This window comes from Bdellovibrio sp. HCB290, from assembly GCF_047305925.1.
Taxonomy (GTDB): domain Bacteria; phylum Bdellovibrionota; class Bdellovibrionia; order Bdellovibrionales; family Bdellovibrionaceae; genus Bdellovibrio.
Genome location: NZ_CP178620.1, coordinates 581,646 through 605,399 on the forward strand (window position 1 = coordinate 581,646; position 23,754 = coordinate 605,399).

Below are 23,754 nucleotides of genomic sequence, written 5' to 3' on the forward strand. Positions count from 1 at the left end.
CTATCTCGTGAAGCACTTTTTTGTCTCAATTTTAGTCGCCGCCCTTATCGCTCCTGCCGCTCAAGCGCAGGATTTGAGCGACATTTTTCCCAACATGGTTCCGAAAGTTTTTCCGGAAACCCGCATGTGGCGTCCACCTATTTATAAGAATCAAAGCAAATCCCTGGGCTATGACTCAAAGGCATTTGCGATTCCGAAGGGCATGGAAAAACAGGTTCAATTCTGGGTTGATGTTTATGCGAAATACACTTCAGAGCAGGGAATCCTGCATGATTCTGATAATGTCGAAAAGATTTATCAGATCGTCGATTTGAAGGGTTTGAAGACCGAGCGTGAAAAACAAAAACGAATCGACGAAGTAAAAAAAGAAATTATTCAAAAGCAGGGACTGAACAAGGAACAAAGCGCCAACCTTCGCTATCAGTTGGGCCAAAAGGATCGCATGCAACAGGCGATCTTCTATTCAGGCCGCTATGTCGAGGACATGGAAAAGATTTTCCGTGAGGAAAAGCTGCCGGTTGAACTGGTGCGTATGGTCTATGTTGAAAGTTCTTTCAATATCATGGCCCGCTCCAAAGTCGGCGCCAGCGGGGTTTGGCAGATCATGCCTTACACGGCTCGCCCTTTCCGCATGGTTTCCTCGTCAGTGGATAAACGCAATCATCCGATGGATGCAACCCGCACAGCCGCGAAACTTTTGAAATCAAATTACAATATGCTGCAATCCTGGCCACTGGCAGTGACAGGATATAATCATGGACCTACTGGTGTTGCGAAGATGACCAAGTCCTACAAGTCCCGTGACATCGCGCACTTGATTGAAAACGTAGAGTCCCGTCGCAGCTTTGGTTTTGCCTCACGAAACTTCTATGCCTGCTTCCTGGCCGCTTTGGAAGTTGAAAAAAATGCGCAAAAGTATTTCGACACTGTTCTGTGGTCGAAGCCTTTGCCAGCACAGGATTTGAAATTACCAGTTTCGATCAAGTACAAAGATCTGGTGAAATGGTTTGATGGAGATCACGAAAAGGCGCAGGTTTATAATCCGCACCTGACTTATAATGTGATTAAAAAAGGATTTCGGATTCCATCTAAGACTGTGATTTCGGTGCCAAAAGAAAAGTACAATGTGGCGCTGATTTCTCTTTCGCACAAGGGCCGCTCGATTGCTTCTGATAAATAGAAACAGCTAAATAGTATAAACTTACTGAGCTAAAAAGAAAAACCCGGTTTCGCAACCGGGTTTTTTTGTTCTTTATTCTGAAATTGGAAGATCAAGATACTTCAGGAACAGTTTGGACATTTCGGAAAGGATTGTCGGGTCGTTGATGTAATTTGGATTGTCGATCGCCATCGTGTTGGCCATTCCGATGAAGGCATTCACGATGATGTAAGAGATCTTTTCCATGTCCTTGCCAGGAATTTGCGGCAAGTTGTACTTCACTGTCTCCTGGAAGAAACGGATCGATTCAGAAATATAAGAAGCATCTGCCACGTAATATTGAATCGTCGTCAGTTTAGCACGCAATTCATACTGTCTGCGGTATGTTTCAAAGGACATTTCCAACATCGCACGAACTCTTTGTTCCGGTGGAAGTGGAAAGATCGCGCGCATTTTTTCGGCGATGATGCGTTTGTCTTCTTCCATCAGGTTTTTTACAACGGCCTGAACCACGGATTCTTTGTTCCCAAAGAACTGATACAAGGAACCGATACTGACTCCCGCTTCTTTGGCGATTTTGTCAGTCGTAATTGAATAGAAGCCTTCAGAAACCAACAGCCGAGAACATGCATCCAGAATAGTTGACACTGTTTGGCGGGAACGTTCTTGAGTGGGCGCTTTAACAACGATCTTAGTTTTCTTCGCTTTTTCTTTTGCCATTTCCGTAGACTGAATCATTTGAATGATTCTCCCTTTCCTTTGGACGAGAGTCCTTGCTGTGGGGACAGAATAGGTCCTGCTGGACGCGACAAGCAAGTCTGGATTTTTACATGGGTGTAATCCTTTGGACTAAGGTCTAGCTCCTGAACGCTTCCTTTTGAGGAAAACTTACTTTAGAGGGGGAATTAAAAACACCAGCTCGATAAAGGGAGTTTCATATTTCACAAATAAAAAAGGGAGCTTAGTGCTCCCTCTTCTTATTTTAGTTCATTTTCGCAGAAATATTCCGCGCGATCCGTGTTAGGAGGATAGGCCATTGCCTTGGCCAGAACATTACACTGTTTCTTACTAATGGTCGTGCTGAACTCGCGAAGACAATGCCATTTTGCCTCATCACCAGAGTCCGCATACTCCATTTGCTTGGCGATATTTGCACAATCTTTAAGCGTAATTTTCTTTTTAAGGTCATAAAGACAGATCATGCGGGCATCTTCAGCATTATTTGAGTATTCCATGGTCTTAGCCATGGTTAAACACTGAGTGACAGTAAGCTCTGACTTTTTTCTTTTCATACAATTCATTCGCCAGTTGTCTCTTTGATCCATAGCCAACTTGGAATTGCGAGATAGTTCGCAACCCTCGGTTTGAGGTGTGCGTGTTCCCGTAGTGGCAAAAGCCTGCTGAGGGAGAACAGTTGCGAATGTTAGAACGGCAAATACAATATTCAACCAACGTGAGTTCATGGCGAGTCCCTGTTGCAAAAGTAAAACCCCGTTAAGCTAGCGTATATTCCATTTGGCAGGCAACTCCTTGTATACAAACCTGACAAGCAACAAATCTTGTCCGCCATAGCCTTGGCGAAGGCGGATAACCTTTTTACCAACGGGCTCAAAATTCTGGATGACGCGCAGCAGGCGTTGGTAAGCAGAACGGCTTATGAAAAATCTATTTATCTTCTTATTTTCACTGATGGTTTTCCAACCGGCGTTTGCCAGCGATATCCTGGGTCCGAACTTTCACGAAGTTGAAAAGGGCGAACTTTATCGCTCGGCTCAGTTGGATGCGATCGAATTCAAACGCTATATCAAAAAACACGGCATTCAAACGATCATCAATTTGCGTGGCGCCGAGCCTTTGTCTTTCTGGTGGCAGCAAGAAACTTCCGTAGCGAAAGCCATGAACGTCCTTCACTACGACATCCCGATGACAGCAGAGGAAATTCCTCACCGCAAGAATCTGGTTCGCTTGATCAGCTTGTTTGATATCGTGCCTCGCCCGATTTTGATTCACTGTCAGGGTGGAGCGGATCGTTCTGGTGAAGCCGCAGCGATCTACCAAATGATTTACGCAGGTAAAAGCAAAGAGGAAGCTTTGAAACAGCTGACTTTCAAATACCGTCATATCGCGAAAGTGAAACCGGCAAAAAGATACTTCATTGAAAAAGTATGGCAGGGCGATGCGTGGATGATGGCGAACTATCACCCGTGCCAAGGCAATTACAAGTACTACAATAAAAAGAATTCTTACTGCAAAGAGTGGGACGGGGAAGACGGCGAATAGTTTCGCCTCCTGTTACCAGCGAATCGGCTCAGGTTCCAATTCCACACCAAATTGCGCTTTTACATCGGCGCACACCTGAGTCGCAGTCAGCCATACGTCATCGGCATCAGCGCCACCGTGATTTACCAGCACTAAAGCTTGTTTTTCAAACATACCGACCGGGCCAATCTTTTTGCCCTTCCAGCCAGCTTGATCAATCAACCATCCCGCAGCCAGCTTCACCATGCCATCAGCATAGGGAAAGCTAACCAAGGTCGGATACTTCACCAATAACTGATCGCGAAGTGCTGCCGGTACAATCGGGTTTTTAAAGAAGCTGCCCGCATTCCCAATGACTTCGGGATTAGGCAATTTGCTTGAGCGAATTTCGCAAACCACTTTCGAGATATTGCGGGGATTCGATTCTAATGACTGGCGTTCCAATTCTTTGCGAATATCACCGTATTCAAGGTGCAGCTTGTTTTGCTTTGGCAGGCGGAAGGTGACTTCCCAAATAATATACTTACCGGCGCCTTCCTGTTTAAAGAAACTGTCGCGGTAAGAAAAACGACATTCAGAGTTACTAAAGGTTTTAAGCTCGCCACTTGCCAGATCTACACAAGTCACTTCAAACAAAGTGTCTTTCACTTCAGATCCATAGGCACCGATATTCTGAATCGGAGCAGCCCCCACCGTGCCCGGAATTAACGACAGGTTTTCCAGGCCCCAATAACCGTTATCTAATGTCCAATGTACGAACTCATTCCAGACTTCACCAGCCTGGGCTTTTACATACCAAGCGTCGGCGTCTTCGTGAATCAGCGAGCGTCCCTTGTTGGCCAGGCGAATTGTCAGGCCTCCCACTTTTGAGGGTAAGACAAGGTTTGAACCGCCACCCAGAATGCGCCAGGTGATTTTTCTTAAGGCTTGATCGTTCAGTAGGGAGTGAACATCAGAAATAGAATGCAACTCTGTATAGAGTTCAGCCGAGGATTTTAAACCCAGGGTGTTGAGCTTACTAAGATCGAAATGTGCCTGAAGTTGCATTTAGGGAAAACTATATTAAAAAACGCCGGCCTTGGCCATCATTCTTTCCAGGATGTCGTCTTTATGGATGAAACATATGCCAAGTCCCAATCCATTACTCCAGATAACTTCCGCGGCCACATTGTAGACGCGCTTTAGGGAGTTCAATTCGACAGTGAGGTTTAGAAGATCCCCTTTTTTCGGAACATAGTTTCCGTGGTTCACTTCGAGAAAAGCGCCGGTAGCAGACAGATTACGCATTTTAGCCTCGGAGTTTCCGATATGGCCGTAAACCTCGAGCTTTGCGTTTTCTTTTGTCTTAAAGCGTTTAGCGCTCATTCTTCACCTCAACTGGAGTACACACTCTTATTTTCGGGGATTTGGATAAAAACCCGAAGGGAAAAAGGTTGCATTCTCATTTTGAGATCAAATTCTGGTCCCTACTTTTTCAGGTATGTAAGAAACGAAAAGGGAATAGGCAGTGAGACGTCTCGACGTTCAGTGAGTTTGAATACACTTTCGTCAATTTGCGGATAATGGGTGTCACCCGGAAACTCGCGATGGATCAGGGTTAGATAAACCCTATCAGTTAGATTCTTAACAAAAGCCTGTTTGTAAATTTCGCCACCACCGATGATGAAAACCTCTTCGCCCCATTTTGCAGTCAGGGGGCGGGCATGTTCGACAGCCTCTTCCAGGCTGGCAACGAAAACCACCGGGCTTTTTTCAGTGGATTCAAATTTGTATTTGGAAGGATCGCGGGTCACCACAATGTGATAGCGGTTTGGCAAGGCTTTGCCCTTGAAAGAATCAAAGGTCTTGCGACCCATGATCATGATGTGACCCTTCGTGGTGTCCCTGAAAAATTTCATATCTTCGGGAAGCTCCCAAGGCAGTCCGCCTTGAGTTCCAATAACATGATTTTCAGAGCATGCCGCGATCTGGGTTAAAATCATACTGCCACCGGTGCTTTGATTGCCGGGTGCGGATCATAGCCCACGATTTCAATATCTTCATAAGTGAAATCGAAAAGATTTTTAACGTTCGGATTCAATTTCAATTGCGGCAAAGGACGCTCGTCGCGGGAAAGTTGCAACTGAACCTGTTCAATGTGGTTCGAATAAATATGTGCATCACCTAACGTGTGAACAAAATCACCGACCTCAAGGTTGCAGATTTGGGCGATCATATGCACCAGCAATGCGTAGCTTGCGATATTGAATGGAACTCCCAGGAAGATATCCGCACTGCGCTGATAAAGCTGGCAGGAAAGTTTGCCATTCGCTACATAAAACTGAAAGAACGCATGACAAGGCGGCAGAGCCATCTTGTCTACGTCACCTGGGTTAAAGGCAATTACCAACAGGCGACGAGAGTCTGGATTTTTTTTGATCTGTTCGACGACATTGCTGATTTGATCGATAGTGCGACCGTCAGCAGCTTCCCATGATCTCCATTGCTTGCCGTACACGGGACCCAGGTTGCCATTCTCATCAGCCCACTCATCCCAGATCGTCACTTTGTTGTCTTTAAGGTACTGGATGTTTGTTTCACCTTTTAGAAACCACAACAACTCGTGAAAGATCGAGCGTGTGTGCAACTTCTTGGTCGTCAAAAGAGGAAACCCCTCCTGAAGATTGAAGCGCATCTGATAGCCAAACGTAGAAATCGTTCCCGTACCAGTACGGTCTTCTTTCTTGGTTCCATTCTCTAAAACAAATTTCATCAGATCGTGATACTGCTTCATTCCAGCTCCGTTCGCTGAATTCAGTGTAACTTGCCCGTGCTTTTCCGGTCTATGACGAGCGCAATGCGCCAATTCAGGCCCTTGTTTAAAATTTGTACACGCCCCAGGAAACGTAGCCCCCCTAGGTTTGATTTAGCCCGGGTACGGGAGTTGTAGGTACTAGGGCTTGGAAGGGAGCCATTATGTCGCGCCACCATGGACCTATAGTCGTTTTGATCGTGATCGCCTTAGTGGGTGGTTTGATCTATGTTGCGGAAAAGACCAAGGCTCCTGCAATGGTTCCTTCTGAACCTCTTCCAGGTGCGATCCTCATTGCTCAGCAAAAAAATAAAATGCCATTTTCTGAATCTTTGAAGTCGGCAATGCCCAAAGCACAGGCAGCAAAGTCAGCATCCGTTTTCGACATGCCGCAAATTCTTATTGATCAGGTTGTGCAACGTCTTTCTGAACGCAGAAATGACTGGGCTGCATTTGAAAAACAGACGCGCGCTCAGGTTGCGAGCCTTTCTTATAATGATTTGATGGCGTTGGCGGGAAAAGCCCTGGATACCGAAATGGCAGTTCGCGAAAGAGACGTTGCCGTCTACCTTTTGAGTCTTGCGGGAATGCCTGCACACAATGCTCTATTTGAAGTAGTAAAAACGCCGGTTGGGAACAAAGCCCACGTGCGTGGAAAATCTTTGCAGCAGTCCGATGATGACTCAGTGAAGATGCGTGCCTTGGTCGCTTTGGATCAATTGGCGGTGCTTAATCCGAACCAACTTTATAAGACGATGAATCTGATTCGTAAATCCAAAGCGAGTTCTTCGATCAAATCCAGCGCTATGGCAAGCCTTGTGGGTATTTCCAAAGGTTCACCGGGTAAGCTGGTTGTTAATCTTAATCAAACAGTGGCATCTGCGGAGGCTCAATAATGGAAACTCTTAAAGGTAAAATCATCCTGCTATCAGCTTACGTAATCACTTGCATGGCATTGGGCTATTACCACGCCAAAGTGAATGCTTCGTTGAATAATTCTGAAACTGTTGTCGTTAGTAATAAAAATTAATTTCGGCTTTGTATTCCTCATCGTTCTTCGCACCCAGGCGAAGTCCGATATCTTTGCTTAAATTCAACTGCGCACCCGCAAACAGGTCACGGTACTCATCAAGGCTGCCGTGATTGTCATAGCGATACCAGGCTTCAGCCAGCAGGCTGAAAGTATCTTTCAAATTATAGCGTAACAAAACCGCAGGGCCGACTCCCATGCGGAACTTATCATTCACGAAGTGCTCGTCATAGGCGAATCCTGCGCGCAGCCAGGCGCTGGCTACGAAGCTCTGGGCAAGTTCCTTGGATAAGCCGATGCCAGCCTGAAAGCTCAAAGGCATGCAGTCATAAGCGCATTCAGTCTGATAATCCCGATCCCAGCCGAACTTCAGTCTCCATGAGGGAGCGTGGCTGAAGATATCCCAATTGGACAAGGATACGATTTCCACCAAACCAATTCTTTCAAATTGCACACGGCCTGCTTCGGGATCGTAACTGAAATCTGTCTGCACCATTTGCATTTCCGAATACGCGGGGTAACCACGAATTGGATCTAACAGGTCATGCAGGGCAAAGCGATGCCCGAAGGTCATTAGGTCTTGAGAACTGCGCTGAAGCCAGCCTGCCTTGGCGCGGGCTGAACCGTGCGCATGGTGGGGAGCATCGTGTTCAGGAGTGGGGATGGCCAAATCTGGAGTGATGCGATTCAATTCCGCACGGGCAATTAGAATTTCTTTTTTTAGTTTGAACTGCCCTTTTTGTTGAAGCACTTCATTGGCATAGCGAAAGTCGACATAATCAATCGCGGTATCCAAAAGCTCCTGACGTTCTTTTTCGTCACCACCAGAAAGTGTTTCGATATTTTCGGTTTGAATGAATTTAGCGAACTTGGCTTTCGCAACATCGCTTAAAGTATCCAGTCGGGTTTGAAAAGTGGCGCGTCCCGAGGGACGATAGTTTATCTTCTGCACCAATCCCGGGGTGTCGTAAACCATAACCATCGTGTCGCCCGGAAGAACAGCGCGTTTCGTTCTGTCAATCAGATGCAAAGAGGGGCGAACCGTATCCAATGCGGCAATAATTCGGTAAGAACAATTTTCGGTAAAGTACCAGTAATCAAAGTGCGCTTGTTGCAGCTCGTACACATGCGCCACCAACAGATCGACTTCATCCTGGGAAAGCGCAAGGTCGTACTCCCAAAGGTCGCGGCTTTCAAAATTATTGTATTCGCGAACTTTGAAGTAGTAGGGCTGGATTTCAAATCGCCCGGTGAACATTCCCATTAAACCCATGATGGCATAGGAAGCAGGGGTGGCTCCTTCCGGAACGCCGGAAAAGCCCACTCCGAAATCAATCAGTTCGTATTTCTTTTCGTTCAAGGAAGAGCTGCCACGATTCAAACGCAGAAACGAATGTCCATAGGCAGATGCCGGATTATTCATATAGTACGACGAGAAAACATAAGTGGCGGAATGAGCATCCAGAATGCCGCGAAAGTTTTCAAAACGCTGGCAGGAAACCTTTGGCCATTCGACTTGAGGCAGTTTGCGCTTTAAATACAGAAATCTTCCAGGAAACAGACACTGAGCCCGCTCTTGCAGATTTCCTTCGGGGGATTTGCGAGTCACTTCGGGATCAAAGACTGCGTGAATCGTGGCTTCCAGCTCCATGCGCGGGGAGCGCTTGCCCTCTTTTGCGAAAAAGAACAATGGGGAATCTGCCTGGCTTTGCTTGGTGAACCAGTCATCGCGTCTATAGTTTAAAAGATTCAACCACTGCGGATCTTGATCGAGATTAAGTTTAAGAGCTTCTTGTACAACGGAATCCGGCAAGCCTTGAGCTTGCGATTGGGCGTAGAAAAAAAGAGCGAACAAAAAGATGAACAATTTCATAAAATAAAAGAGGGACCTCGCGGCCCCTCTCATATTTACCTTAAGCTGTGTAGCTAAGCAAAAAATTAACCTTTAACAGAGCAAACTTTTTGCGCAGTTTCCATAACGCGTTCAGTGGATTGCTCGCCAGTGTAGATTGATTTGTAGTTGTTTTTCAAAGTTGTGCCCAAAACCTGGGAATCACAGCTCATCATTTTAGAAAGAGTCATCAAAGTCTCGCCTTGGCCACGAACGATGTCGTTTTCAAGAGCAACAGCGTTGTTGTCGATGAATGCTTTAGTTTCGTTAGCTGCGAATACTGAAGGACCGCAGTTAGAAGTACCAGTGGACATACCGAAAGTTTGAGAACCTGCAGTGCCATTCAAAGTTGCTGCGAAGATTTGGATTGGACCAGTTTTGTTACCGAATGCCAAAGAACCCAAGCCACAACCAGCAGTTCCGTAAGAACCATTGGAAAGATCGCTTTTAGAGAATGCGAATGCTGAAGAAGTTGCTGCCAAAACTACTGCCGCTAGAATCATTTTTTTCATGGTGTATTCCTCCGTGATGTAACAACACCTCAATTTGTTTGAAGTGTTTTGAACAGAGTAAATTCTGAGTGGAAGTGAGTAATCAGGCAAATAAAAAAGTGGCCGGTTCAGGTCTGTATTTGAAGATGCTTGTATTTGGGGCATCGAGTCCGGTATTGACAGCCAATTGAGACCGCGCTAGAAGCAATCTATCTGTTAGGGAGTAGTTTGTTTGTTTTGGCGGGAGCCAAGACAAAAGCTTAATGCCGACATACTGAGTTCTGATCCTGAATTAAGGCAGACTCCGGTTTAAGCGCAGGTGCCTATCCCGGCACCAGTTAACGAGACTGACACGAGTGCTACCGCATTCCGAAATTTATCGGAGCGGCAACACCGTGTGGTCTCGTTTTTTTATTTCACGAGCCCACCGGTTTAAACGGAAGGGGCTTCATTTGGAAGCAATCATAAATTCATTTTTGTTAGTCGCAGCCACCGAGATGGGGGACAAAACGCAATTGCTGGCCTTGGTCTTGGCGGTGCGCTTTAAAAAACCCTGGACCATTATGGCCGGTATTTTTGTGGCGACGATTTTCAATCATCTCTTCGCCGCTTGGGCGGGTGAGGCCGTCGCGCAGTTTGTTTCGCCGGTGATTTTAAAATGGGTCTTGGCTTTGACGTTCTTTGTCTTCGCGATTTGGATATTGATTCCAGATAAAGACGACAGCGATCAGGCGAAAATGATGGCCAATCCATTTCTGACGACGTTGATTCTTTTTTTCCTTGCAGAGGTTGGAGACAAAACGCAGCTTTCAACTGTTGCTTTGGCAGCCAAGTATCAGAACATCTGGCTTGTGACTTTTGGTACTACTCTGGGAATGTTGTTCTCTGATGGACTCGCAGTTTTCTTCGGCGAAAAGTTGCTTCGTAAAATCTCCATGAAGTGGGTGCATATCGCCTCTTCGTTGATTTATGTAGCCTTCGGTATCGGCATACTGCTTCAGTAACATTCATGGCACCGGTTTGACAGTTGGTGGCGGATTTCGGCAGGGGTCTTAGAGTGAGACAAGTTCGTGTCTCTTTCTGAGGCGCCTATACAGTGTAAACGAAATTATCACATTCTCACCGGGCCATTCTTGGAATCCTTTTTGCTTTACCCAAAGGTATTAAGGAGATTTTTATGAACAAGGCGACTTACTTTATTGCGGCTTTAATTTTGGGTTTCACAATGTCTGCGCAGGCTCAATCCTCAAAGGCTCGTACTCAATTTAGACCTCAGCACTCTGCCAGCGAAATGCAGGCAGCAAGCGAGATGGGCAGTGTGAATACAATGTCCCAACGCCAGGAAGTCTTAACAGTAAAAACAATTCCAAATCCGTGGGTGACCCTAGAGCCAACAGTTGGCTATGTAAGTTCAACTTTCACAGGAATCCAAGGTACTAATGGTGCAAGCGTCGATGCAGTCTCCCGCATGCAAGCAGGCGTCAACCTATTGGTAGGTCGCGGTATGTGGCAGTTGGAATCAGGTTTGTTATATTCTCAACGTGGTGGTCAGATGAACGGCTTACTATCACTTGATGGAACGCAGAAAGCTGATATTGATTTTGCACTCACTTATATTGACGTACCTGTGATGGCACGTTTTTCGTGGCCACATTCATCCCGCTCCCATTTATTTGCTCGCGCCGGTGTTGTTGCAGGATTCTTAACGGATGCAAAGGCTGACAGTAAAATCACAACGAATAGTGTCTGGGGAGCTATAACTAATTCAGAATCCGAAGACTTGAAAGACAGTTTCAATTCCACAGACATCCGTCTGGCGTTGGGTTTGGGTTACGACTGGAAATTCGCACAAAGAATGGGTCTTATTGTTCAAGCAGACTTTCAAGAAAGCTTCAGCAAAATTAATAAAGACAACATCCTTCCTGGTCGCGACATGTTAAACAGAGGCATCATCGTAAGCGCCGGCTTCTCAATCAAACTCTAAAAGGAAAAAGGTACGGACACACTTTCTCCAGTCATGACTCAAGAAAAAGGTACGGACACACTTTCTCCAGTCATGACTCAAAAACAAAAAAACCACAGCCGAAGAAGCTGTGGTTTTTTAATTTGCTCCAAAGTGGAGAAAGTGTGTCCGTACCTTTTACTGGAAGTTTTGGACTTGGGCGATGTATGGAAGGTTGCGGTAGTAACCTTGGTAATCCAAACCGTAACCGACAACGAAGTCGTTCGGGATTTTGAAGCCGACGTGGTCGACATCGCATTTCACTTTCAAAGCGTCTGGCTTTTCAAGCAAAGCGATTGTCGTCAAAGATTTTGGTTTGCGCGACATGATTGAGTTTTTCAAGTAGTTCATTGTCAGACCCGTATCCACGATGTCTTCAACCAGGATCACGTGTTGGTTTTCGATTGGGGAAGCCAAATCCAAAGTCACTTTCACTTCGCCAGAAGAAGAAGTGCCACCGTGGTAAGAAGCTACACCGAAGAACTCGCAAGTGATGTCAGCGTTGATGGCTCTGATCAAATCAGAGTAGAACATGAATGAACCCTTCAAAACGCAGATCGCGATAACCTTTTCGTTTTTGAATTGTTTCGTCAAAGTTTCGCCCAGCTCTTTAACTTTGAGTTGGATTTTTTCTTCAGAGATATACGGCTTCAAAGTTAAATTCGTCATGGGGAACTCCTAAACAAATGAATTATTCATGATCTCGCCGAAACCGCCGCCGCCTGGAACGATGTATTGTTGATCGTTCAAGCCGCGTTCCTGATCCCAGAATTGGCCCGGTTTCGCATTTAAAACTGCCTGAGAGGACAGCCCACGGTCAAGTCTTAAGGCATAGATTACGACCTCAGGGTGAGATCCTAACAAATTCTTTAAATACTCCGGCGTCACAATCAGGTTTAATGCGATAAATTTTTTGGCTGGGCCTTCGATATGCTGCTTATAGTGGTTAATGGCATGAATCATCGTGTTACCGGTGGCTCCCATTGGATCTGGCAGGATCACGCAGGCGTTTTTGACGTCTCCGCCAATTTTCATTCCGCCAAACTCAGCACCCGTGACATGGTGTTTGCTGTCTGTCATACGTGCAGAAAAGATGTGGTCTTGACGAACGTTTTTGGCAGGCAGGGCAAAGTGCAGGAAGTTGTAGCAAATATGGCTGGGATAAGTGCCGGCACGGGCCAGATTCACGCTGACGGCCTTCTGGCTTTGCGCGATGCGATTACTGTGCAGAAGCTGATCCGGGTGAATTTCCGTCATGCGTGTGGCTTGAGTGAAGTTTTCGCGCTCAAACTCATTGTTCACCGTGATTGAAATCAGATGAGTGTAGAGCACTTCCACGATGCGATTGATTTCCGGTTGAAAGCAATCCGGCGAGCAGGCTTTCGCCAGCAGGCCATTCAGGAATGGACTGTCGATCAAATGAACGCGGGGGCCATATGCGTGTTCTAGTTCCTGCTGAAATTGAGCCATGTGGGACCTTTCACGCGAACTCGGGTGGAAGGTCTTCGGGAAGGACTATTTGCTGTCGTATTCTACGAAGATCACGAATTCGCTTTCGCCTGCTCTGAATTGAGAAGAGCGCAGGATTTTGTATACATCAAGGGCAGTCAGTTCGTCATCATTTTCAAGATTTGATTGCGCGGGCATAACACCGGCCATTAAAAAGCCTGTTTCTCCGCCGATCTCGAATATAGCAGGGAAGGACTTTCTTTGGATTTCAAAACCACCATTTGGGGACGGTTCGCGCCAGGTTCTTTGGATCTCCAAATTACCGCGCAGATTGTTACCGTCGATTTCTGTCAACTCAAAGAACGTCGTCAAGCCGATTTCAACACCTGGGGTTGAGCGGTTCTTTATACCGTAAGTCCATTGCAGAGTTTTGCCACTTTCAACCGGACGCTCTTCCTTGTGCAGGATTTTGATGCCTGCCATCTGCATGCGTTTTTCCAAACCAGGGATAATTCCGGCAGAGTAATCAGAAAAAGCAATAAATTGCCCGGCTCCACGGCTGGCTTCAATCAGATTACTCAAGGACTGGCGATTGACCTCTGCATAGTACACGGTCAAACGAGGTCCCGTAATTTTCGGGCCGATTTTTTTCTGCAATTCCTCAGGGGAGTCAGCTGTGATTCCTCTGGCGGCTGCCAGCGCCTTGGTGACATCATCATTTGCTGTAGCAGGAGCGCCGCTGCCGGCTGCAGTTTCAACCACTTCGCCAGCAGCCATTTCAACTTCGGGAGCTGGTGGTGGTGGTGGCGGCAGATTGTTCGAAGAGTTCACTCGAATCAAGGGCCGTGAAGTGCTGGCAACATCGGCTTGGTTTGCCTGTTTGTTTTTATAAATATAAAAACCGCCGGCGCCGATAACCATCACCAATAGAGCGATATGCAATGCAGGATTTTTGATGAACGTTGTAAACCAAGGTTGCGCTTGCGGTTTGAAGCTTTCCATATCGACGCCACATTGAGCGCAATATTTATCTTTAGGTTGTTGAAAGCCACAACGTGGACACGTTACCATCATCGCAATTTAATCCCGTTCATATTTGAAAAAGCCTTATAAATAGGCTAATTCAAAGCTTCTTGACGGTCCATCGAATTGTTCATACCTTGAAAATCTAGGAAGTAACGATGAAGAAATATAAACCCGGCACTGGTGAAAAAATCGAACGTACAGAGGAGTTTATCCCGCCTAAGGTCGAGCTTCCTGTTGAATTTTCCCATGAACATTATCCCGTGATGCTGCAGGAAGTGCTGGCTGCTTTCTACCCTTACAGAGAGAAAACTGATGCGACATACTTCGATGGAACGTTCGGTCGCGGTGGTCACTACATGGCGGTGAAATATACTGTTCCCTCGATGAAAGCCACGGTCATGGACCAAGATCTGGCTGCCGTAAAATATGGGAATGAGCGTTTCAAGACCGAAGTCGAGAACGGGGCACTTCGCATAATCCATGGAAATTTCTCGCAGTTTTCAGATCATAATCTAAAAAACTTTGATATGATGCTCTTAGATCTAGGTGTGAGCTCACCGCAGTTAGACCAGGCCGAACGAGGCTTTAGTTTTTACCACGATGGTCCACTAGATATGCGAATGAATCAGCAGCAAGGTTTGACGGCTGAGGTGCTTGTGAATACGGCAACAGAGGATGAACTCATTCGAATCTTCAAAGAGTATGGCGAAGTCTATCGTCCTGCCCGAGTTGTCAGAGCGATCGTTCAAGATCGCAAAACAAAAGCATTTCAAACAACGGCAAGCCTGGCAGGTTTGATCGAACGTGTGGATGGCTGGCAGGTAAAAGGCCATCATCCGGCGACAAAATACTTTATGGCTCTGCGTTTGGCAGTGAATTCAGAGTTGGAAGTTGTCGCTGAAACAATCCCGGCGATGATTCAGGCATTGAAGCCTGGCGGTCGTTTGGCGGTGATCACGTTTCATTCGCTTGAAGATAGAATTGTTAAAAACATCTTCCGTGATTCAGAAGAATTCGGCAGATCGGTTTATAAAAAAGTTGTAGTTCCATCTCAGGAAGAGTTGGATTTGAACACTCGCTCGCGTTCCGCGAAGTTGAGGGTTTTCGAGAGGAGTGCTCAGGATGAGCAAGGAAAACTTTAGGCAGTTAAAACCTTTTTTCAGCATCCTATTGGTTATCTTTACCTTGTTTTCAATCGTCTTCCTGCAAATGGAAGAACGTCGTATGGGTTACGTTGTTTTAAAACTGACCCGTCAGCATAAAAAAGTTCAGGAAGAAAAGCGCACCAAGGAAATCTCTTTGGCGAAAATCACCCGTCCTCAATTGTTGGATCATATGGCCCAGCAAAAATTCACGCTAAAAAAAATCCAGGCGAATCAGATCATTCACCTGACGGATGTTGAAGATATTCCGGTTGCGAAAGCTGCTGACAAGAAAATTGCCAAAAAGGATCTGTAGTTGAAATCACGTATTGTTTTTATTTTTGTGGGTATCCTGGTTTTGTGGTCAGCATTGGCGATTCGTGCGGGCTATTTGCAGTTTCTTCCCAATGATCGCCTGAATGCTTTGCAGAACCGTCAGTTTCAAACCAAGGTGACCCTGCCAGCGCGTCGCGGAGCAATCGTGGATCGCAATGGTCGCGATCTTGCGATGTCAGCAACAGCTTATTCTTTATACGCAGATCCAAAAATTCTTGAGAACCGCAAGGCCGTTGCCAAGAAGCTTGCAAAAACTTTAGGTCAATCTTACGAATTGGTTTACTCCAAGATTAAAGATGGCAACAAGCGCTTCGTGTGGATTCAGCGCATGTTGGAACAAAATAAAGCGGATGAAATCAAAGCCTGGGATATCCGTGGACTTTCTTTCGTGGAAGAATGGCGTCGCGTTTATCCAAACGAAACCTTGCTGGCGCAAACCCTGGGTTTCATGGGCAGTGAAGGGCAGGGACTGGAAGGTCTGGAGCTGGGTTACGACCAGCATCTTCGTGGCAATCAAAAGAAAGTCATGGTTAAAAGAGATGCGCGTGGCCGCCCATTGATTAATGATGGTTTGATGTTCATCGAGAATCCTGAAGGTAATGAGCTTCGTCTGACGGTTGATTCCGATTTGCAATATACTTTGGAATCAGAACTTGCGAACGCGGTTCAAACATTTGATGCCGATCACGCGGTGGGCGTAGTTCTTGATGCAAAAACCTCAGCGGTTTTGGCTTTGGCATCGGCTCCCACTTTCGACCTGAATAAAGCTTTGAAATCTTCAGCGGATCATCGCCGTAACAAATCTGTTACGGATGCTTTCGAACCGGGATCCACAATGAAAACGTTGGTCATCGCAGCTGCTCTTCGTGAAGGCATATTGCAGCCGAACACCAAGTTCTTCTGTGAAAACGGTGCGTACCGCGTAGGCAACAAGGTTATCAAAGAAGCGGAAGCTCACGAAAAATTCGGCGATATTACAGCTGCAGAAATTTTAGCGGTATCTTCGAATATCGGAACTACCAAAATTGGTTTCAAACTTGGGGCCGAGAAACTTCGTCAGGGCTTGTTGGATTTCGGTTTCGGTCAGCGCCTGGGTGTGGATCTTCCCGGAGAGTCGCGCGGAATTGTGCAGGCATTGCCTTGGAAGCCATTGGCACTTAGTAATATCTCTTTCGGACATGGTATTTCTTCCACTCCAATCCAATTGGCGAATGCCTATGCGGCAATTGCCAACGGTGGCGTACTGAATACACCATATATAGTACAAGCCGTTCGTGATTCTGAAACTGGTGAATTGACGGAAACAAAAGTAAAGCCGATTCGTCGTGTGCTAACTCCTGAACAGGCAGCACAAATGCGTGCAATGCTTCTGGGCGTGACGACATTGAAGATCGGTTCCGGCGCCAATGCCCGTGTTGATGGGTTCATGGTTGCAGGAAAAACGGGGACAGCGCAAAAAGTAGATCCAAATGGACGTGGCTACTTGAAAGGTGCTTACGTTTCAAGTTTTGCGGGATTTATTCCAGCGAACGATCCAAAGTTTGTGATCTATATCGCGGTGGATTCACCTCGTAAGTCTTATTACGGTGCAAAAGTGGCAGCTCCGGTTTTCTCAAGAATTGCATCATATGCAGTTCGTAAAGAGGGCATCGCACCACTGCATGGTACTCTTGCGGAAACGAATATGAAAAACATGAACTCCATCAAAACAGCTATCAATCAAAAGGCGGCGCTTGAAAAGATCGCCCGGGAGATGGCAAGCGATTCCAAGGAGTCAGCTAAACCTTCTGAACCGCAAATTATCACTGCGGCTCAGCTGGACAAGGCTGCTGAAGTAAAACCGGGTGAATTGGTTCCGAATCTGATGAAGATGACAACGCGTGAAGTGTTACGCGAAATCAACGGACAAAATATCAAAATTAAATTCCAAGGTAACGGCAGTTTGGTTTCAGAGATGATTCCCGCAGCCGGAGCGGCACTGCCCGAAGATGGAAGCATCACAGTTATTCTAAAATAAAAAAAGGCACCCGAGAAGGTGCCTTTTTCTTTAGTCCTCAGAAAAAATCCGTGCCGTCATATATTCCCAGTTCATCTGCGCAATTGATGAAATAGAAATATGCTGCGGGCATTCGACCTCGCAGGCGCCCGTTAATGAGCAATGACCGAAGCCTTCGGTTTCCATCTGGCTGACCATTTTTAATGTGCGGCGCTGGGCTTCAAGTTCTCCTTGCGGCAAGGTATTCAGGTGATTGATTTTGGCGGAAGTAAAAAGGGCTGCAGAAGCGTTTTTGCAACTGGCGACGCAAGCACCGCAACCGATACAAGCCGCCAGTGACATGGCCTTTTCCGCTTTTTCTTTGGAAACCAGGATTGAGTTGGCTTCCTGAGCGGATCCTGTGTTGGCTGAAATGTATCCACCTTTTTGAATGATTCGGTCGAAGGCTGAACGATCCACCACCAGATCTTTGATTAAAGGAAAGGCCCGGGCCCTGAAGGGTTCCAACACAACGGTCTGACCATCTGTGAAACTTCGCAAATGAGTCTGGCAGGTTGTTTGATTTTTGTGGGGACCGTGAGCCCGGCCATTAATGAATATTCCGCATTGCCCACATATACCCTCCCGGCAGTCGTGATCAAAAGCTATGGCCTTTTCATTTTTTAGGGTCAGCTTTTCGTTCAGAAAATCCAATGCCTCCAGAAGTGACATATCCGGATGAAGGTCATTCAGCTCGTAGGTTTTGAAGTCTCCTTGGGCAGTGGGACTTTCTTGGCGCCAGACTTTAAAAATCAGTTTCATCTTGTCACCTATTTGTAGCTGCGCACGGCAGGTTTGACGAATTCAAAATTCAACGGTTCTTTATGAAGAGAGAACTCTCCGGTATTGCGGTACTCCCAGGCTGAAACGTAGCAGTACTCCGCATCGTTTCTTAGTGCTTCGCCGTCAGGAGTTTGGTGCTCCTCCCGGAAATGAGCTCCGCAGGATTCATCCCGCTGTAAGGCATCAAGGCAAATCAACTCTGCCATTTCCAGGAAGTCCGCAAGTCGCAGGGCTTTTTCCAATTCGGGATTCATTTCTGTGGCGGAGCCATTAACTTTCAAATTGTTTTTGAATTCATCTTGCAGACGACGAATTTCTTGAATGGCTTTTTCCAAACCTGCTTTGTTGCGGCTCATGGCGCAGTCCTGCCACATGACTCTTCCCAGTTCGCGATGCAGGGAATCCACGGTTTTATTGCCCTGGCATTGCAAAACTTTTTCAATGCGTGCGCGAACCTTGTCTTCTGCAGTGGCAAACTCGGGATGATCCGTTGAAATTTTTCCGGTTTTAATTTCGTCACTCAGATAGTTGCCGATTGTCAGGGGCAGGATGAAGTAGCCATCAACACTGGCTTGCAACAGCGAGTTTGCCCCCAGACGATTGGCTCCATGATCAGCAAAATTAGCTTCGCCAATGGCGTAAAGTCCCTTAATCGTCGTCATCAGCTCATAGTCCACCCACAAGCCGCCCATCGAAAAATGCGGAGCCGGAGAAATCATCATCGGTTGAGAGTAAGCATCAATGCCTGTGATTTTTTGATACATTTCGAATAAGTTTTGATAACGGCTTTCAATGACTTTTTTGCCCAGGCGTTGAATGGAATCTTTAAAGTCCAGATAGACGGCATTCTTCATTGGCCCCACACCACAACCGGCATCAATCCTCTCCTTCGCTGCGCGGGATGAGATATCCCGTGGCGCAAGATTGCCGAAGGCAGGGTAGCGGCGTTCAAGATAGTAATCTCTTTCGTTTTCTGGAATGGTTTCAGGTCTTCTGTCATCACCGGGTTTTATCGGAACCCAAATCCGGCCGTCATTGCGAAGTGATTCACTCATCAAAGTCAGTTTGGATTGGGTTTCATTAATTTGCGGGAGCGCTGTGGGATGGATCTGAATGAAGCTAGGGGAGGCGAAGTAAGCACCTTTTTTATGAGACTTCCAAATGGCGGTGCCGTTGCAACCCATGGCCAGAGTTGAAAGAAAAAACACTTTCGAGTATCCACCTGTTGCCAATACCACGGCGTGGGCAGAGTGACGGGTGATCTCGCCGGTGATAAGATCGCGCACGATGATGCCACGGGTTTTACCATCAATGATGACCAAATCCTGCATTTCGTGACGGGAAAACATCTGAACTTTCTTGGCTTCAATTTGGCGGCTTAGCTGGGCATAGCTTGCCAGCAATAGTTGCTGACCAGTTTGCCCGCGAGCATAGAAAGTTCTTTGTACTTGAACTCCACCAAAACTGCGGTTGGAAAGCACACCACCGTATTCGCGGTTGAAGGGGACTCCTTGTTGAGTAAAATGATCGATGAGTGGCGCTGAAAGTTCAGCCAGGCGATAGACATTGGCTTCGCGGGAACGGAAGTCGCCGCCTTTAATAGTATCGTAAAACATGCGCCATACATTATCGCCATCATTTTGGTAGTTCTTAGCGGCATTCACTCCGCCTTGAGCTGCGATTGAGTGCGCGCGTCTTGGGGAATCCTGAAAACAGAAACACTTTACGTTGTATCCGCCTTCGGCCAGCGTGGCGGCGGCACCAGCGCCCGCCAAGCCAGAACCCACGACGATAATATCCAGTTTTCTTTTGTTGCCAGGATTGATCAGTTTGCAGTGAGACTGATAGTTGCTCCACTTGTCTTTCAGATCACCTTCAGGAATTTTTGCATCTAAATTCATATTGACCTACCTAAAATAGACGATGAGGGGAATGACTGCATAAGCGAAGCTTAATACTGCAGCGTAAAGAACTCCGGCTTTTGCAACCCATCGAAGAAATTTTCTGTGATAAAGGCCCAAAGAAACAAAAGCACTTTTCACACCATGAGCTAAATGAAACCCCAGGGGAATCATGGCCAAGGTATAAAAAAACACATAAGCAGGCTGGTGAAAAAGATCGACCACCATTTGATACAGATCCTGGTCTTCATGCAGGAATTTGACCCGGTACCAGAAGTTCAGCATGTGAATGACGATGAACGCCAAAAGTATGGAACCAAGCAGACCCATATTTTGTGAGGCCCAGCTTGAAGTTTGGGCGGTGTTAAATTCCTTGTACTTTTTTTGTCGCTGCGCCAGATTTTTTAGCGTTATAACGATGGCATAAATCACGTGTAAAATGATGCAGGTGTAGTTTACATAGGCGACGACTTGAATGAATGGATTTCCCCGCAGGGTGCCCGAGTAGGTGTTGTACATGGGGCGCGCTGAAGCTTCCGGCAACAACAGCAATAAATTGGCGCCCAAGTGTACGATCAGAAATATACAGATGAAAAGACCCGTCAGGGCCATGATAGTTTTTCGAAATATAGTCATGCCTTACCCTCAGTAGTATCCTAAAATTTTCCACCAAACTGCGCACGCACAACCCCAGACCAGCAAATTCATAACACTGGTGATGAAGCCAAACTTCCACCACTCACCCATGGAAACATATCCTGCTCCGAATAAAACTGGGGCTGATCCTGTTCCGTAATGAGTAAGTGAGGCGCAGAGTGATGATACAAATCCCAAAAACAAACCGAACATCAGCGGTGGTGCACCCAAGCCGACGCCGACGGCAAAAAAGCTGGCGTAGAGAGCTGAAATGTGGGCCGTGTTGCTGGCAAAAAAGTAGTGCAGATACAAATAGACGGCGATCAAAAACGCAGAGGCTTCCGGCCAGCCCCATCCCCAGGTGACAATAGAGTCGCGAATAGAGGAAGAAAACCACGCCGTGATTCCCAGCTTATTTAGAAATGTCGCCATCATCACTAGCGATGAAAACCAGGTTACGGTGTCCCAGGCGCCTTTTTCTTTAAGTAAATCATCCCAGGTTAGAACTCCGCTGAATAAAAGTACGGCGAGTCCGATGAAGGCACCAGCTGTTGCATCAATCTGAAACCAAGGATGATCGCTTAGAATTTTTGAGCCACCCGCCCAGATGAAAAGCAAAAGAAAGAAAACTCCGACGACAATCCACTCTTCCCTTTTGATTGGTCCCAGTTCGTTCAATTTTTGTGATGCAAAGCTGGAAGCATTTGGTGTGTGTTTGATTGTCGGGGGATACAAAAGATAAATAATAAACGGAATCACCAGAATAGCCGCGATTCCGGGAACGATTGCCGCCAATGCCCATTGGCCCCAGGAAACATCAATTTTGGCAACGTCTTTGATCGCTGCTGTGATCAGCGGATTTGGTGCAGTGGCGGTGATGAACATGGCACAGGTGATCACGTTGATCTGATAGGCGACGAGAGTTAAAAACGCACCCATTTTTCGGCGGTTTTCTTCGTCGGGAGTCGAACCCATGGCTTCAGAGATGGATCTGTTGATGGGGTAAAGCACACCACCTCCACGGGCGGTGTTGCTTGGCATAACTGGCGACAGGCACATTTCTGCAAAACTAAGTCCGTAGCTAATGCCCAAAGTTCGTTTACCGAGAACCTTCACAAAGTGAAAGGCCACGCGAGCCCCCAAGCCGGTTTTTATAAAAGCGCGTGAAATGAAAAATGAAATACCGATCAGCCAGATAAGAGTGTTGGAATACCCGCTCAAAGCATCGGCCATGGCCTTCGAAGGATTGCCGGGGGCAGTGACTTGCGAGACCCCGACTAGCAATATGCCAATCATCGCGGCCCCGCCGATTGGCAGCGCTTTACCGATGATGGCCACTATGGTTCCGATGAAGATACCCAGAAGTCGCCAGGCATTGATATCAACTCCGGTCGGGGGACTGATCACAACCCAGAAAAGCATGGTCGCAATAAACGCGATGATAGCGGGTGCTATTTTGACGGGTGAAAGCTGCATGATGTTTCTCCTGAGTGAAGGGTACCGTCAAACAGAGAATCAGCGCAGTAAATGTAAATGGATTTGTTAAAAAAAATGGCACCGGTGAGGTGCCATTTCAATTAGGAATTTTAGCAATGAAACTTACAGCCAGAACATGAATGTGTTGAAGCGATTCTGTTCCTGGGCATCGTTCAGTGTGTCGATCAACGTTTGGGTTTTTTGTTCACCCAAATTGTCATAAAGGTGTTTGCCGCCGATGATGGTGATGTCCCAGTTCTTTGAGATAACGGATGGGTCCGTAAGTACGTCATACAAAGCATCGAAATTAGCACCATAGGATTTTGGCAGTTTCAAACCATCAGCAAGAACCGCATGCAGTTGTTTTAAAGATTGAATTTCGCGTCCCTGAACCAAAACCAGGATTTTATATTTGGATTCAAAAACCGTGGCGCCATAAAGACCTTCGCGCTCGATAGTTTGGTCGGGAACAACATCACGAACCCCGGCGTGAGCCTGAGTTGCAGCAAAACAAAGAACAAGTGCTGTAGCGATCAACATCAACTTTTTCATGGAATTCCCTTCTGAAAAGTTGAAGCACTATAGCATAACTGACAGGCGTTACCGCCTGTCAGGATTTTGGACAGTAAGAACTTCCAAAACTGGAATTTTCTAAAGGGAATTGACGTATTGGCTGATCTTTTGAAGCACCACCGGTGGAATCTCGTGTCCCCCGCGGAAGTTCAATAGTGACCCCTTCATGCCGCCTTGGGTAAGCAGGGTCTCAAGCTTTTGCGCCTGTTTGTAGTTTAAAACCTGATCCATTTCACCATGGCTTTGGAAAAAGCGCTGACCCGCACGATTTGCAATCAACGGTTTCCATTCATCCTGGCAAACCAATGTTCCCGACATCAATACCAGGCCGCGGGGAGTTTGCGGTGCGCGAAGGTACAAATCAGTGGCCAACATAGCTCCCTGTGAAAATCCTCCTAAGATAATTTGATCCCAAGGAATACGCAGTTGGCGGATCATTTCCATTGCCATGTCGCGGGCCTTATCCATGCCTTTCGGGATTTCACCACTGAAATCCCGGGGGACACCTGTCTCCATGGCGCGTTGAATGGCCATCATGTCGATGGGCCACCAAGCTCGCCCGGTCCAGGCAGGGCCAATGGGTACTTCAAGAAGTCCATTCGGAAAAAGCCAATTGTACGTCTTATTGGTTGGAATCATCTGACCTAAAGAGAACAGATCGTTGGCGTCTGCACCATAACCATGGAAGAAGATGATCCAAGGTGCGTTATCGTCTTGATTAATTTCTTGGCAATGTATTTTTCCGAGTTGTCTCATAGCTTGAGCATATTATAC

General features: G+C 46.7%; 26 protein-coding genes. 9 read left to right on the forward strand and 17 right to left on the reverse strand.

Annotated features, from left to right (window positions below; genetic code table 11):
- Positions 1 to 7 precede the first annotated feature (7 nt).
- Positions 8 to 1,180, forward strand: a complete 1,173-nt coding sequence (locus tag ACLVWU_RS02895) for a lytic transglycosylase domain-containing protein (protein ID WP_413577150.1) — start codon at positions 8 to 10, stop codon at positions 1,178 to 1,180.
- A gap of 72 nt (positions 1,181 to 1,252) precedes the next feature.
- Here ACLVWU_RS02895 and ACLVWU_RS02900 read toward each other — a convergent pair whose 3' ends face one another.
- Positions 1,253 to 1,897, reverse strand: a complete 645-nt coding sequence (locus ACLVWU_RS02900; protein WP_413577153.1) for a TetR/AcrR family transcriptional regulator — start codon at positions 1,895 to 1,897, stop codon at positions 1,253 to 1,255.
- Between the two features lie 239 nt (positions 1,898 to 2,136).
- Complete coding sequence (locus ACLVWU_RS02905) at positions 2,137 to 2,622, reverse strand: hypothetical protein (protein WP_413577156.1); 486 nt, start codon at positions 2,620 to 2,622, stop codon at positions 2,137 to 2,139.
- 193 nt (positions 2,623 to 2,815) lie between these two features.
- Here ACLVWU_RS02905 and ACLVWU_RS02910 point away from each other — a divergent pair, with 193 nt between their 5' ends.
- Positions 2,816 to 3,439 (forward strand): fused DSP-PTPase phosphatase/NAD kinase-like protein, encoded by a 624-nt coding sequence (locus tag ACLVWU_RS02910; RefSeq protein ID WP_413577158.1) that lies wholly within the window; start codon positions 2,816 to 2,818, stop codon positions 3,437 to 3,439.
- A 12-nt stretch (positions 3,440 to 3,451) separates the two neighbouring features.
- Here ACLVWU_RS02910 and murB read toward each other — a convergent pair whose 3' ends face one another.
- From murB to ACLVWU_RS02930, 4 genes are all read right to left on the reverse strand, one after another.
- Positions 3,452 to 4,465 (reverse strand): UDP-N-acetylmuramate dehydrogenase, encoded by a 1,014-nt coding sequence (gene murB, locus ACLVWU_RS02915; protein ID WP_413577161.1) that lies wholly within the window; start codon positions 4,463 to 4,465, stop codon positions 3,452 to 3,454.
- A gap of 15 nt (positions 4,466 to 4,480) precedes the next feature.
- Positions 4,481 to 4,783, reverse strand: coding sequence for a PilZ domain-containing protein (locus ACLVWU_RS02920; RefSeq protein ID WP_413577163.1), 303 nt, complete (start codon positions 4,781 to 4,783; stop codon positions 4,481 to 4,483).
- 101 nt (positions 4,784 to 4,884) lie between these two features.
- Positions 4,885 to 5,400 carry a dihydrofolate reductase gene (locus ACLVWU_RS02925; protein WP_413577166.1) on the reverse strand — a complete coding sequence of 172 codons (516 nt, stop codon included), beginning with the start codon at positions 5,398 to 5,400 and terminating at the stop codon, positions 4,885 to 4,887.
- Positions 5,397 to 6,191, reverse strand: coding sequence for a thymidylate synthase (locus ACLVWU_RS02930; protein ID WP_413577169.1), 795 nt, complete (start codon positions 6,189 to 6,191; stop codon positions 5,397 to 5,399). The genes ACLVWU_RS02925 and ACLVWU_RS02930 overlap by 4 nt, the downstream gene beginning before the upstream one ends.
- A 182-nt stretch (positions 6,192 to 6,373) precedes the next feature.
- Here ACLVWU_RS02930 and ACLVWU_RS02935 point away from each other — a divergent pair, with 182 nt between their 5' ends.
- Together ACLVWU_RS02935 and ACLVWU_RS02940 are read left to right on the forward strand one after the other, a co-directional pair.
- Positions 6,374 to 7,105 (forward strand): hypothetical protein, encoded by a 732-nt coding sequence (locus tag ACLVWU_RS02935; RefSeq protein WP_413577172.1) that lies wholly within the window; start codon positions 6,374 to 6,376, stop codon positions 7,103 to 7,105.
- Positions 7,105 to 7,239 (forward strand): hypothetical protein, encoded by a 135-nt coding sequence (locus tag ACLVWU_RS02940; protein WP_413577175.1) that lies wholly within the window; start codon positions 7,105 to 7,107, stop codon positions 7,237 to 7,239. The genes ACLVWU_RS02935 and ACLVWU_RS02940 overlap by 1 nt, the downstream gene beginning before the upstream one ends.
- On the opposite strand, the gene ACLVWU_RS02945 is transcribed toward ACLVWU_RS02940, so the two are convergent.
- Both ACLVWU_RS02945 and ACLVWU_RS02950 read right to left on the reverse strand, forming a co-directional pair.
- A complete protein-coding gene (locus tag ACLVWU_RS02945) occupies positions 7,223 to 9,112 on the reverse strand; it encodes a DUF4105 domain-containing protein (RefSeq protein WP_413577178.1) in 1,890 nt (629 codons plus the stop codon). The two genes, ACLVWU_RS02940 and ACLVWU_RS02945, sit on opposite strands and share 17 nt — an antisense overlap.
- A gap of 65 nt (positions 9,113 to 9,177) precedes the next feature.
- Complete coding sequence (locus tag ACLVWU_RS02950) at positions 9,178 to 9,642, reverse strand: DUF3015 family protein (RefSeq protein ID WP_413577180.1); 465 nt, start codon at positions 9,640 to 9,642, stop codon at positions 9,178 to 9,180.
- Positions 9,643 to 10,073: 431 nt separating this feature from the next.
- On the opposite strand from ACLVWU_RS02950, the gene ACLVWU_RS02955 reads away from it, so the two are divergent.
- Together ACLVWU_RS02955 and ACLVWU_RS02960 are read left to right on the forward strand one after the other, a co-directional pair.
- Entirely contained in the window at positions 10,074 to 10,625 is a 552-nt protein-coding gene (locus ACLVWU_RS02955; RefSeq protein ID WP_413577183.1) for a TMEM165/GDT1 family protein, read from the forward strand.
- A 173-nt stretch (positions 10,626 to 10,798) separates the two neighbouring features.
- Entirely contained in the window at positions 10,799 to 11,605 is an 807-nt protein-coding gene (locus ACLVWU_RS02960) for a porin family protein (protein ID WP_413577186.1), read from the forward strand.
- Between the two features lie 156 nt (positions 11,606 to 11,761).
- Here the strand turns inward: ACLVWU_RS02960 and hpt are convergent, their stop codons facing one another.
- From hpt to ACLVWU_RS02975, 3 genes are read right to left on the reverse strand one after another with little or no spacing between them, the layout of a single operon-like run.
- Positions 11,762 to 12,292 (reverse strand): hypoxanthine phosphoribosyltransferase, encoded by a 531-nt coding sequence (gene hpt / locus ACLVWU_RS02965; RefSeq protein ID WP_413577188.1) that lies wholly within the window; start codon positions 12,290 to 12,292, stop codon positions 11,762 to 11,764.
- 9 nt (positions 12,293 to 12,301) lie between these two features.
- Positions 12,302 to 13,093, reverse strand: coding sequence for a uracil phosphoribosyltransferase (locus ACLVWU_RS02970; protein WP_413577190.1), 792 nt, complete (start codon positions 13,091 to 13,093; stop codon positions 12,302 to 12,304).
- 45 nt (positions 13,094 to 13,138) lie between these two features.
- Complete coding sequence (locus ACLVWU_RS02975; RefSeq protein WP_413577192.1) at positions 13,139 to 14,074, reverse strand: hypothetical protein; 936 nt, start codon at positions 14,072 to 14,074, stop codon at positions 13,139 to 13,141.
- 179 nt (positions 14,075 to 14,253) lie between these two features.
- On the opposite strand from ACLVWU_RS02975, the gene rsmH reads away from it, so the two are divergent.
- Genes rsmH through ACLVWU_RS02990 form a run of 3 tightly spaced genes read left to right on the forward strand, consistent with a single transcriptional unit; the run spans position 14,254 to position 17,593 of the window.
- Positions 14,254 to 15,240 carry a 16S rRNA (cytosine(1402)-N(4))-methyltransferase RsmH gene (gene rsmH, locus ACLVWU_RS02980; RefSeq protein ID WP_413577194.1) on the forward strand — a complete coding sequence of 329 codons (987 nt, stop codon included), beginning with the start codon at positions 14,254 to 14,256 and terminating at the stop codon, positions 15,238 to 15,240.
- Positions 15,221 to 15,556 (forward strand): histidine kinase, encoded by a 336-nt coding sequence (locus ACLVWU_RS02985; protein ID WP_413577196.1) that lies wholly within the window; start codon positions 15,221 to 15,223, stop codon positions 15,554 to 15,556. Before rsmH ends, ACLVWU_RS02985 begins: the two co-directional genes overlap by 20 nt.
- Positions 15,557 to 17,593, forward strand: coding sequence for a penicillin-binding transpeptidase domain-containing protein (locus tag ACLVWU_RS02990; RefSeq protein ID WP_413577198.1), 2,037 nt, complete (start codon positions 15,557 to 15,559; stop codon positions 17,591 to 17,593).
- Positions 17,594 to 17,623: 30 nt separating this feature from the next.
- Here ACLVWU_RS02990 and ACLVWU_RS02995 read toward each other — a convergent pair whose 3' ends face one another.
- From ACLVWU_RS02995 to ACLVWU_RS03020, 6 genes are all read right to left on the reverse strand, one after another.
- Positions 17,624 to 18,373 (reverse strand): succinate dehydrogenase/fumarate reductase iron-sulfur subunit, encoded by a 750-nt coding sequence (locus tag ACLVWU_RS02995; RefSeq protein ID WP_413577200.1) that lies wholly within the window; start codon positions 18,371 to 18,373, stop codon positions 17,624 to 17,626.
- An 8-nt stretch (positions 18,374 to 18,381) separates the two neighbouring features.
- Positions 18,382 to 20,295, reverse strand: a complete 1,914-nt coding sequence (locus ACLVWU_RS03000) for a fumarate reductase/succinate dehydrogenase flavoprotein subunit (RefSeq protein ID WP_413577202.1) — start codon at positions 20,293 to 20,295, stop codon at positions 18,382 to 18,384.
- A gap of 6 nt (positions 20,296 to 20,301) precedes the next feature.
- Positions 20,302 to 20,931, reverse strand: coding sequence for a succinate dehydrogenase cytochrome b subunit (locus ACLVWU_RS03005; RefSeq protein WP_413577203.1), 630 nt, complete (start codon positions 20,929 to 20,931; stop codon positions 20,302 to 20,304).
- Positions 20,932 to 20,940: 9 nt separating this feature from the next.
- Positions 20,941 to 22,407 carry a DASS family sodium-coupled anion symporter gene (locus ACLVWU_RS03010; RefSeq protein WP_413577204.1) on the reverse strand — a complete coding sequence of 489 codons (1,467 nt, stop codon included), beginning with the start codon at positions 22,405 to 22,407 and terminating at the stop codon, positions 20,941 to 20,943.
- A gap of 123 nt (positions 22,408 to 22,530) precedes the next feature.
- Entirely contained in the window at positions 22,531 to 22,959 is a 429-nt protein-coding gene (locus ACLVWU_RS03015) for a barstar family protein (RefSeq protein ID WP_413577205.1), read from the reverse strand.
- Positions 22,960 to 23,058: 99 nt separating this feature from the next.
- Positions 23,059 to 23,736 carry an alpha/beta hydrolase gene (locus ACLVWU_RS03020; protein WP_413577207.1) on the reverse strand — a complete coding sequence of 226 codons (678 nt, stop codon included), beginning with the start codon at positions 23,734 to 23,736 and terminating at the stop codon, positions 23,059 to 23,061.
- Positions 23,737 to 23,754 lie beyond the last annotated feature (18 nt).

What these genes read in the sequence shown, in the direction of transcription:
- ACLVWU_RS02900 (WP_413577153.1), bottom strand. Translation starts at nt 1,897, where the DNA reads ATGATTCAGTCTACGGAAATGGCAAAAGAAAAAGCGAAGAAAACTAAG.
- ACLVWU_RS02905 (WP_413577156.1), bottom strand. Translation starts at nt 2,622, where the DNA reads ATGAACTCACGTTGGTTGAATATTGTATTTGCCGTTCTAACATTCGCA.
- ACLVWU_RS02910 (WP_413577158.1), top strand. Translation starts at nt 2,816, where the DNA reads ATGAAAAATCTATTTATCTTCTTATTTTCACTGATGGTTTTCCAACCG.
- murB (WP_413577161.1), bottom strand. Translation starts at nt 4,465, where the DNA reads ATGCAACTTCAGGCACATTTCGATCTTAGTAAGCTCAACACCCTGGGT.
- ACLVWU_RS02920 (WP_413577163.1), bottom strand. Translation starts at nt 4,783, where the DNA reads ATGAGCGCTAAACGCTTTAAGACAAAAGAAAACGCAAAGCTCGAGGTT.
- ACLVWU_RS02925 (WP_413577166.1), bottom strand. Translation starts at nt 5,400, where the DNA reads ATGATTTTAACCCAGATCGCGGCATGCTCTGAAAATCATGTTATTGGA.
- ACLVWU_RS02930 (WP_413577169.1), bottom strand. Translation starts at nt 6,191, where the DNA reads ATGAAGCAGTATCACGATCTGATGAAATTTGTTTTAGAGAATGGAACC.
- ACLVWU_RS02935 (WP_413577172.1), top strand. Translation starts at nt 6,374, where the DNA reads ATGTCGCGCCACCATGGACCTATAGTCGTTTTGATCGTGATCGCCTTA.
- ACLVWU_RS02940 (WP_413577175.1), top strand. Translation starts at nt 7,105, where the DNA reads ATGGAAACTCTTAAAGGTAAAATCATCCTGCTATCAGCTTACGTAATC.
- ACLVWU_RS02945 (WP_413577178.1), bottom strand. Translation starts at nt 9,112, where the DNA reads ATGAAATTGTTCATCTTTTTGTTCGCTCTTTTTTTCTACGCCCAATCG.
- ACLVWU_RS02950 (WP_413577180.1), bottom strand. Translation starts at nt 9,642, where the DNA reads ATGAAAAAAATGATTCTAGCGGCAGTAGTTTTGGCAGCAACTTCTTCA.
- ACLVWU_RS02960 (WP_413577186.1), top strand. Translation starts at nt 10,799, where the DNA reads ATGAACAAGGCGACTTACTTTATTGCGGCTTTAATTTTGGGTTTCACA.
- hpt (WP_413577188.1), bottom strand. Translation starts at nt 12,292, where the DNA reads ATGACGAATTTAACTTTGAAGCCGTATATCTCTGAAGAAAAAATCCAA.
- ACLVWU_RS02970 (WP_413577190.1), bottom strand. Translation starts at nt 13,093, where the DNA reads ATGGCTCAATTTCAGCAGGAACTAGAACACGCATATGGCCCCCGCGTT.
- ACLVWU_RS02975 (WP_413577192.1), bottom strand. Translation starts at nt 14,074, where the DNA reads ATGGAAAGCTTCAAACCGCAAGCGCAACCTTGGTTTACAACGTTCATC.
- rsmH (WP_413577194.1), top strand. Translation starts at nt 14,254, where the DNA reads ATGAAGAAATATAAACCCGGCACTGGTGAAAAAATCGAACGTACAGAG.
- ACLVWU_RS02985 (WP_413577196.1), top strand. Translation starts at nt 15,221, where the DNA reads ATGAGCAAGGAAAACTTTAGGCAGTTAAAACCTTTTTTCAGCATCCTA.
- ACLVWU_RS02995 (WP_413577200.1), bottom strand. Translation starts at nt 18,373, where the DNA reads ATGAAACTGATTTTTAAAGTCTGGCGCCAAGAAAGTCCCACTGCCCAA.
- ACLVWU_RS03000 (WP_413577202.1), bottom strand. Translation starts at nt 20,295, where the DNA reads ATGAATTTAGATGCAAAAATTCCTGAAGGTGATCTGAAAGACAAGTGG.
- ACLVWU_RS03005 (WP_413577203.1), bottom strand. Translation starts at nt 20,931, where the DNA reads ATGACTATATTTCGAAAAACTATCATGGCCCTGACGGGTCTTTTCATC.
- ACLVWU_RS03010 (WP_413577204.1), bottom strand. Translation starts at nt 22,407, where the DNA reads ATGCAGCTTTCACCCGTCAAAATAGCACCCGCTATCATCGCGTTTATT.
- ACLVWU_RS03015 (WP_413577205.1), bottom strand. Translation starts at nt 22,959, where the DNA reads ATGAAAAAGTTGATGTTGATCGCTACAGCACTTGTTCTTTGTTTTGCT.
- ACLVWU_RS03020 (WP_413577207.1), bottom strand. Translation starts at nt 23,736, where the DNA reads ATGAGACAACTCGGAAAAATACATTGCCAAGAAATTAATCAAGACGAT.